This window comes from Dolichospermum lemmermannii CS-548 (genome assembly GCF_028330815.1).
Classification (GTDB): Bacteria; Cyanobacteriota; Cyanobacteriia; order Cyanobacteriales; family Nostocaceae; genus Dolichospermum; species Dolichospermum lemmermannii.
Genome location: NZ_JAQMTJ010000260.1, coordinates 21621 through 27620 on the forward strand (window position 1 = coordinate 21621; position 6000 = coordinate 27620).

4 protein-coding genes are annotated in these 6000 nt (G+C 40.2%); 2 read left to right on the top strand and 2 right to left on the bottom strand.

Features of this window, described 5'->3' with window-relative positions:
• Window positions 1-40: 40 nt before the first annotated feature.
• Complete coding sequence (locus tag PN450_RS17570) at window positions 41-2440, top strand: hypothetical protein (protein ID WP_334311499.1); 2400 nt, start codon at window positions 41-43, stop codon at window positions 2438-2440.
• Between the two features lie 17 nt (window positions 2441-2457).
• On the opposite strand, the gene PN450_RS17575 is transcribed toward PN450_RS17570, so the two are convergent.
• Window positions 2458-2649, bottom strand: a complete 192-nt coding sequence (locus PN450_RS17575; RefSeq protein ID WP_148279126.1) for a hypothetical protein — start codon at window positions 2647-2649, stop codon at window positions 2458-2460.
• 240 nt (window positions 2650-2889) lie between these two features.
• Between PN450_RS17575 and thrC the strand changes: the two genes are divergently transcribed.
• Entirely contained in the window at window positions 2890-3984 is a 1095-nt protein-coding gene (gene thrC / locus PN450_RS17580) for a threonine synthase (RefSeq protein ID WP_015081148.1), read from the top strand.
• Here thrC and PN450_RS17585 read toward each other — a convergent pair.
• A complete protein-coding gene (locus tag PN450_RS17585) occupies window positions 3950-5476 on the bottom strand; it encodes a S8 family peptidase (protein ID WP_271837068.1) in 1527 nt (508 codons plus the stop codon). The genes thrC and PN450_RS17585 overlap by 35 nt on opposite strands.
• Between the last annotated feature and the right edge of the window lie 524 nt (window positions 5477-6000).

Sequence of the window (6000 nt, forward strand, 5' to 3'; positions counted from 1 at the left end):
GTACACTGGCAAAATTGCACCAAGTTTGTCAAAATCTATCATGGATGATTTTGAACAACATCAAATTACCAGCGCTAGTAATAGTCAGATGATCAATAAACCCCGCAAACGCAGACCAAAAGCTACTAAGCTGAATCAGCCTTCTCAAGCTGCAATCAAGAAGAATGTTAAAAAATTACCCAAACGTTCTCAACGGCGTAGTTGGCTATGGTCTACGTTGGCTATGGGTCTGTTGTTAGGCAGTGCTAGTGTAATTATTGGTGTTGGTTGGATTAGTGTGCTATTTATTTTAAATCCTGCCCAGATTAGCTGGGTGAATGATTTTTTACCAAAATGGGCAAAAATATCTACAGGTAAACGAGAACTACCGGAAACACTTACAGCCATTGAACTCGGTTTAACTCAAAAACAACGTCTATCTGGCGAAATCCTGCCTTTAGATGGTAAATCAGAGGAATCTTTTTTATTACCAATTTTCCAAAAACGCAAGAATTGTCAATCTCATTGTCAAGAATTGGTAGAATTGAGGATCTATAAACTTTCCCAGGATTTGGAATCTAAATTTCAGTCAGAAAAATCCTACTATTTAATTACTAAATTACCTGTTACTGGATTATCGAGAAATTTTGTAGAGTCCTCTTCATTTGCGGCTATTTCTGAATTAGACAATCAAGAAACCAAGACAAATTTACCTTTAAATCAGGTGAAAGCTTTTGCAGATACTAATCTATTTCCAGGATTTTGGTTTTATTTGCAGGGTGAACACAAAAATAACGATGATAATATTACCTATGGTCAAGTTGTCTATTACAATCCTACTCTGAAAAGCTTACAACAAATGTTATCTTGGAAGACCCACAATGGTCAATTACCTAAATGGCAACAGATAACGGGTAATGATTCAAAGGAGTTAATTATTGATCAAACGATAAATGTAGAACCAAATTTACAAGTTTATCAAGTTAAACCTAGTAAGTTAGTTGTTAATTCTATTTATTTAGAAGCAATTGATTTCCAAAAACCCGCAATTGATGAATTTGCTTTTCAACAATCTCTGTTATTAGCCAGAAATGGACTTTGGACTCCTGCTTCTACATGGTTGATATCTTTAGAAAAACAGCGTAAACAGCCTTTTTCAGCGGCAGCACGGGCGCAAATAGATGTAATTCGCTTACATTCGGAATTTACGAAAATGCAGGCTGAGAAAAATTGGGCAAGTCCTCAGCAACAAGTTACAGCGGATATTATTGATGGTCGTTGGGAAAAGGCTTTACAGGTATTTGAAACTTCAGCTGATTATGGTCAAGAAATTGCTAATTTACTACAAACAGATAAAGGGAGAATCTGGAATCGGTCTGCTGTAGCGTTACGACTCAATCCTAATCGTCGCGCAGTTTTAGCTTGGGTCGCACTAATTTTTAAAGTCCAACGGGGGGAAGAAAGAGCTAATGCTTGGTTGCAAGCACAACCGAATATTAACCAGGAAACACTCAATTATATTCAAGATATTTTAACTAAACTTGATGATGATAAGATCAATGCCCATAAAAGTCGAATTATTGGCACTGTCAACCAAATTAGTCGTATTAATGAGCAGGATTGGTTGCCAATATCTCTGCAAACTGATTTGAAAATTACTAATAATCAAGTTTGGTATCAGGTGGAAGTTAGTGCATTTCATGATGGTACAAGCTGGTTACGTTATCCATTTGCTAATTTTGACCAACTGAAACATCAACCTCGAAAATTTTGGCGAAAAATTCTGGGTATTAGTTATGACCCTAGTATGCAAATTATTGTCTGGAAACCCAATGGAGAACAAGAAGTTACTACGACTACGATTAAAGCTGTACAAGTGCAAGATCAGGGTTTACGGTTGTTAATGTCGGGTTCCGCGCTTTCTGAAAATAAGGTCACATCTCTTCAACCTCAGCCTTTAGCCCTGACTGTGGATGCGTTGAAATGGATAGAACCGTCTCCGGTATCTGTAAAGGAGTTATATCAACAAAAACCCCAATTAGTAGAATTAATCTTGCCGACTATCTGGAGAAAACTACAACAGTCGGGTGATATAAATGCTGGTAATATTCCTGATTTTCAGAAAATGCGGGAAAAAATGGGCGATTGGCCAGTTCAATTGGCTGATTTAACTAATGATGCACAGCAGGAAATTGTCATAACTATTTCTGATCCCGCTATAGCATCTTTAAATCAGTCCGATGGTAATAACTCAAAACCAGTGGAAGATAAAAAACGTCCCCGGACTCTGATTTTGTCGGCGGATAGTAGAGTAATTTATAGTGATTTTGCCCATGCAAGCCAGCAAACGCTAATAGCGATCGCTCAACTTACTGATGACCAATCTCTAGCGTTACTGGTAGAAAATAAACAGGGCTATAGTCTGCAACGTTGGTCACAAACTAATCAGCAATTTGAATAGTCACCATTACAGGTAATTTATTCTTCGTCGCTGGGAGCTTCCACTTGTTCGCTTTTGAGACTTTGCAATTGCGCTAAAAGGGAATCTACCTCTGCTTGTAAGTCCATGAACTTCACTTGCTGATCGTCTCGATAGTAAGCCTTCGTTAACTTCTTGACTAAGTTAGCGTGGGATTCGCATTCGGAAACACTGGATGACATAGTAGACATAGTTGTTGGCATTAGAAACTTAACTCACACCATCTAAAAATAGTATAATATACTTATCTTAATCTTTGTTAAGATATTATATAGTTTTCATTATATACTCTAATCGGTTACAAATGTAGTGATAAAAGACTCCGATCATTGTGACTGTGTTCCGCAACTAACATATAGACTTGAAAAGTGGGATACTTATACCAAGAGCATTCCCAATCCCAAATCCTTAATTAAGAAGTTTTGAATCCTGTGACTTTGAGCCTGTCTGCTGCTAAATCTCATTGCCAACCCTGGCCAGGGCTGATAGAAGCCTATCGTCAATACTTGCCTGTCAGCGAAAAAACCCCGGTGGTGACTTTGTTGGAGGGTAACACACCTTTAATTCCCGTGCCAGCGATCGCTGAACGTATTGGCAGACAGGTGAAGGTGTATGTCAAATATGATGGACTTAACCCCACTGGTAGCTTCAAAGACCGGGGGATGACCATGGCAATTTCTAAAGCAGCAGAAGCAGGTGCTAAGGCTGTGATTTGTGCCAGCACTGGTAATACCTCCGCCGCTGCCGCTGCCTATGCTAGACGGGGGGGAATGAAACCCTTTGTGTTGATTCCTGATGGCTATGTGGCTTTAGGCAAATTAGCCCAAGCGTTACTTTATGGGGCTGAAGTCCTGGCTATTCAAGGAAATTTTGACCGCGCCCTGGAAATTGTCCGGGAAATGGCAGATCAATATCCCATCACTTTGGTAAATTCTGTCAACCCCTACCGGCTAGAAGGGCAAAAAACAGGAGCTTTTGAAGTTGTTGATGCCTTGGGTGATGCCCCCGATTGGTTATGTATTCCCGTGGGAAATGCGGGCAATATCACAGCATATTGGATGGGTTTTTGTCAATACCATCAAGATGGTAAATGCGATCGCTTGCCGAAAATGATGGGTTTCCAAGCCGCTGGGGCTGCACCCTTAGTAAATGGTCAACCAGTGGCACATCCTGAAACCATAGCCACAGCCATTAGAATTGGTAATCCCGCCAGTTGGGATAAAGCCATAGCCGCTCAAACAGCCAGCCAAGGCAGTTTCCGTTCTGTCACTGACGAAGAAATTCTCGACGCTTACCGACTATTAGCATCATCGGAAGGGATTTTCTGTGAACCTGCCAGCGCGGCTTCTGTCGCCGGTTTGTTACAGGTAAAAGACGAAGTTCCCACCGGGGCAACGGTAGTCTGTGTCCTCACTGGTAATGGTTTAAAAGACCCAGATACAGCCATTAAACACAGTCACGCCCAATTTAAACAGGGTATTCCGGCGGACATTAAGGCCGTTGCGAAAGCAATGGGATTTGATTAACACCCAAAACAACCGCCATTCCCAGAGGTGTTGCAGTTATGCTGACTTTTATGTCAGGATTCTCACCTGGGGTTTCGTCCGCATAGTAGTGTATGCCAGATTCAGTAAAGGTAATTGATAAATTCTGACTATAGTAGCTAGACTGCTGTGCGGGTGATGATTCCAGATTACCGAAACGCAACGTTAACTGATTTTCGTTCATAGAGACGACAACGGGAGGAAGGGAAATAGAGTTTGATGATTGAGATTGTAGGTTGAAAGGTAATTTTGAGCCTATATTGATCATATTAATCAAATCCAGCGGGAAAAAAGAGTCTAGAGGGGGGAATAAAGACGGCATTTTCAACCCCGGTTCTGAAGGTTTTGTTGGCTCTGAAGGATTAGTGCTATTTGCAGATGTGCTGGTAATAATTTGGCGGACTTGGCTTTCAGTTAGCTTAGGGTTAGCACTGAGCATGAGAGCGACAACACCAGCAATGTGAGGGGCTGCCATAGAAGTGCCATTGTAGTTGGCATATTGATTATTGGGTATTGTGGAGTAAATATTAACTCCTGGGGCAGTGACATAGGTGATTTCTTGAGAACCAGAACGGTTAGAAAAGTCCGCAAGGTTATTATTTTGATCCACTGCACCTACAGCAATTCCTGAATTATAGGCGTAGCGGGCGGGATAGGATGGCATTGAGTCACCATTATTACCGGCTGCCATAACAACGATGACGTTTTTGCTGCTGGCATATTCAATGGCTGACTTGAGAGTATCGTTAGAGGAATTACCTCCTAGACTGAGATTAATGACATTTGCGCCATTATCAACTGCGTAATAAATGCCTTTGGCGATATTTGAGTAAGAACCTGAGCCGTTGGCATCTAGGACTTTGACTGGCATAATTTTGGAGTTATAAGCAATGCCAGTGACTCCAATGCCGTTATTTTCTCCGGCTATAGTTCCAGAAACATGAGTCCCATGACCATTGTTGTCTAGGACATTGTTATTGCTACTATCAAAATTCCAGCCTTGAGCATCGTCAATATAGCCGTTACTATCATCATCTATCCCATTACCAGCTATTTCTTTGTTATTACTCCAAATATTATTTTTTAAGTCTTGATGGTTGTAGTCTACGCCTGTATCTAGTACGGCAACAATAGTTCCTTGTCCTGTATATCCATTATTCCAGACTGTGGGAGCTTTGATCAGATCCGCTCCCCAATTATTCCCACCCACATTAGGAACGTCTGCATAGGGACTAACACCTGCGGCTTTACTCACTGCTAATCCAGCATTCACCAAGCCATAGCCATTTGTTGAGTTATAACTACTATTAGTAGCAACAGATGCGGTTGCTGCTAAATTATCTTGGGAAGAAGAACTATGACTACCCCAAATTATCCTATTATCAGTGGGATTTTGAAAGGCATTGGTTTGGGAAATGGCAGTATAATTGATTTTCTTTTGAGATGAAAAGTCCGCAGAAACATCAAGTGACATAAGTATTTAAGCCCCAAAAATAGTTATATTTTCTCTGACAAAGTAATTTTGTCAATATCTGCAAATTCAATAATTTGAAATTATCAGTTATTCCGCTTTATTAATTATTACTATGAGTTGGTAATGCAAAAAGATATTTTAATTACTAATAAATTAATATTTAATGAATGATGCTAACAACAAAAATAAATTAATATTTGATGACATAACCAGTAAAAATATGATTTCATGACAAAATCAGGATTCTTTTGTATTCCTGATAGCGATATACAGCACTTTCCAGTGTTATGAGGTACATATCCAGCGGGCAAGACTTGTACTGAGCTTGTCGAAGTATGCCCGCACTACAAGAAATTTTTGGGGATTTTATTTCTTGGAAGTCTCTTAGAGGGTGTTTGAAAAGTTATGGTTGATGTATCAAATATTTTTTACCCCACCCTAACCCTCCCCTTGTAAAGGGGAGGGAACTGGATTTTTATTGTTTCCCCCCTTTACAAGGGGAAAGGGGGGTAGCAATGTGATGA